At 69.0% G+C, this 2,718-nt stretch carries 3 protein-coding genes; all 3 read left to right on the top strand.

The window, feature by feature from the left end; translation table 11 throughout:
* The coding region (locus M8542_RS49715) for a family 2B encapsulin nanocompartment shell protein (protein ID WP_257927444.1) at window positions 1-1,308 on the top strand (1,308 nt) is incomplete at its 5' end.
* Window positions 1,308-1,481, top strand: a complete 174-nt coding sequence (locus M8542_RS49710; protein ID WP_257927443.1) for a hypothetical protein — start codon at window positions 1,308-1,310, stop codon at window positions 1,479-1,481. The genes M8542_RS49715 and M8542_RS49710, both read left to right, overlap by 1 nt.
* The coding region (locus tag M8542_RS49705) for a family 2B encapsulin nanocompartment shell protein (RefSeq protein ID WP_257927442.1) at window positions 1,478-2,718 on the top strand (1,241 nt) is incomplete at its 3' end. The genes M8542_RS49710 and M8542_RS49705, both read left to right, overlap by 4 nt.

Below are 2,718 nucleotides of genomic sequence, written 5' to 3'. Positions count from 1 at the left end.
CAGATGCAGGGCATCTCCTCCCGGTGGCTGCTGAAGCTGCTGCCCTGGGTGGAAGTCTCCGGCGGCGCCTACCGCGTCAACCGCCGCCTCTCCTACGCCGTGGGCGACGGACGGGTCACCTTCACCACCACCGGCGCCGACGTCCGGGTCATCCCACCCGAACTCGGCGAACTCGCCCCACTACGCGGCTACCCCGACGAAGAAGTCCTCACCGAACTGGCCGGACGCTTCGGCCAGCACGACTACGCCCCCGGCGACGTCCTGGTCGAATTCGGCTCCCAAGCCGACCAGGTGTTCCTCATCGCCCACGGCAAGATCACCAAGATCGGCACCGGCGCCTACGGCGACCAGACCGTGCTGGGCACCCTCGCCGACGGCGACTACTTCGGCGAGAGCACCCTCATCACCAGCGACGGGATCTGGGAGTTCACCGCCAAAGCCGTCACCACCTGCACCGTGCTGACCCTGCCCCGCGCCGCCTTCGACGACGTCCTGGCCCGCTCCGAGACCCTCCAAGCCCACCTCGACGCCTACACCGCCGGCGGCACCTCCGCCCGCAACGACCACGGCGAAGCCGAAATCTCACTGGCCTCCGGCCACGACGGCGAACCCACCCTGCCCGGCACCTTCGTCGACTACGACGCCCAACCCCGCGAATACGAACTGTCGGTCGCCCAGACCGTGCTGCGGGTCCACTCCCGCGTCGCCGACCTCTACAACCAGCCGATGAACCAGATCGAGCAGCAGCTGCGGCTGACCATCGAAGCCCTGCGCGAACGCCAGGAACACGAACTGGTCAACAACACCGACTTCGGGTTGCTGCACAACGCCGACTTCGCCCAGCGCATCCCCACCCGCACCGGCCCACCCACCCCCGACGACCTCGACGACCTGCTCGCCCTGGTCTGGAAAGACCCCGGCTTCTTCCTCGCCCACCCGAAGACGATCGCCGCGTTCGGCCGGGAATGCAGCAAAGCCGGCCTCTACCCCGACGCAGTCGATCTGGGTGGGCACCACGTCCCGGCCTGGCGGGGTGTCCCGATCCTGCCCTGCAACAAGATCCCCGTCACCGACACCCGCACCAGCTCGATCCTGCTGATGCGGACCGGGGAACAGGCCCAGGGTGTGGTCGGGCTGCACCAGACCGGGCTGCCCGATGAATACCAGCCGGGGTTGAACGTGCGGTTCATGGGCCTGTCCGAGCAGGCCATCATCTCCTACCTGGTCTCCGCCTACTACTCCGCCGCGGTCCTGGTGCCCGATGCGCTGGCCGTGCTGGAAAGCGTCGAACTCGGCCGGGAGGGGTAATGCCCGAACCCGTGACCCCGCCCCGCAAGCCCGACGCGGAACCGCCGCGGCCCGGGCCCGGTCTGCCGCCCTCGGCCTTCGGGCCGACGGGGCTCGGCACCGCCGCGGCCCGGATCGTGCCCCGGCCCGGTCCCGTGGAAGCACCCGAACCCGATCGGCGCGTGAACCCGTGACAGTCACCGAAGAACCGGCGCAGCTTTCGCTCGGCGTCCAAGCGGCGCGGACGCTGACCACGACCACCAAGACCCTGCCGCAAATGCGCGGCATCACCACCCGCTGGCTGCTCTCCCAGCTGCCTTGGGTCGACGTCCCCGCCGGCTCCTACCGCGTCAACCGCCGCCTCACCTACACCATCGGCGACGGCAAAGTCTCCTTCTACACCACCGGCGCCCGCGTCCACGTCGTCCCCGCCGAACTCACCGAACTCGAGTTGTTGCGGGGCTTCGGCGACGAAACCGCCCTCTCCGCGCTGGCCGACGCCTTCGAGCAACGCGAATACGAACCCGGCGACACCATCGTCACCGCAGGCCGGCCCCTCGACACCCTCATCCTCATCGCCCACGGCAAAGTCACCCGCCACGGCCGCGGCGAATACGGCAACGAAACCACCCTCGCCACCGCCACCGACGGCGACCACCTCGGCGCCGAACTCCTCGCCCGCGACAACGCCACCTGGACCTACACCGCCCGCGCCGCCACCCACGTCATCGCCCTCGCCCTGCCCGCCGACACCTACGCCCGCCTCAACGGCCGCACCGAAACCCTGCGCACCCACGTCGCCGACGCCATCGCACGGCCCCGCAAACCGCAGAACCCCAAGGGTGAGGCCAGCATCGACCTCTCCGCCGGGCACGACGGCGAGCCGATACTGTCCGGCACGTACGTCGACTACGACCCTTCACCGCGGGAGTACGAACTCGCCGTCGCGCAAACCGTGCTGCGGGTGCACAACCGCGTCACGGATCTCTACAACGACCCGATGAACCAGCTCGAGCAACAGCTGCGGCTGACCGTGGAAGCGTTGCGGGAACGGCAAGAGCACGAGCTGATCAACAACACCGACTTCGGGCTCCTGCACAACACCGACCTCAAACAACGCCTCACCACCCGGAATGGCCCGCCGAGCCCGCTGGACCTCGACGATCTGCTCAGCCGACGCCGCAAAACCAAGTTCTTCCTCGCCCACCCCCGCGCGATCGCCGCGTTCGGACGCGAATGCACGGCCAGCCGGATCTACCCCGACACCACCGTCCTGGACGGGAAGCCGGTGATGGCCTGGCGCGGCGTCCCGATCCTGCCCTGCGACAAAATCCCCGTCACCGACACCGGAACCACCTCCATCCTCGCCATGCGCGTCGGCGAAGACGACGCCGGCGTAATCGGACTGCGGCCCAAAGAACTCCCCGACCA

The organism is Amycolatopsis iheyensis (genome assembly GCF_024703995.1).
In the GTDB taxonomy this organism is placed as follows: Bacteria; Actinomycetota; Actinomycetes; order Mycobacteriales; family Pseudonocardiaceae; genus Amycolatopsis; species Amycolatopsis iheyensis.
This window is presented reverse-complemented; position numbering and strand designations above follow the sequence as displayed.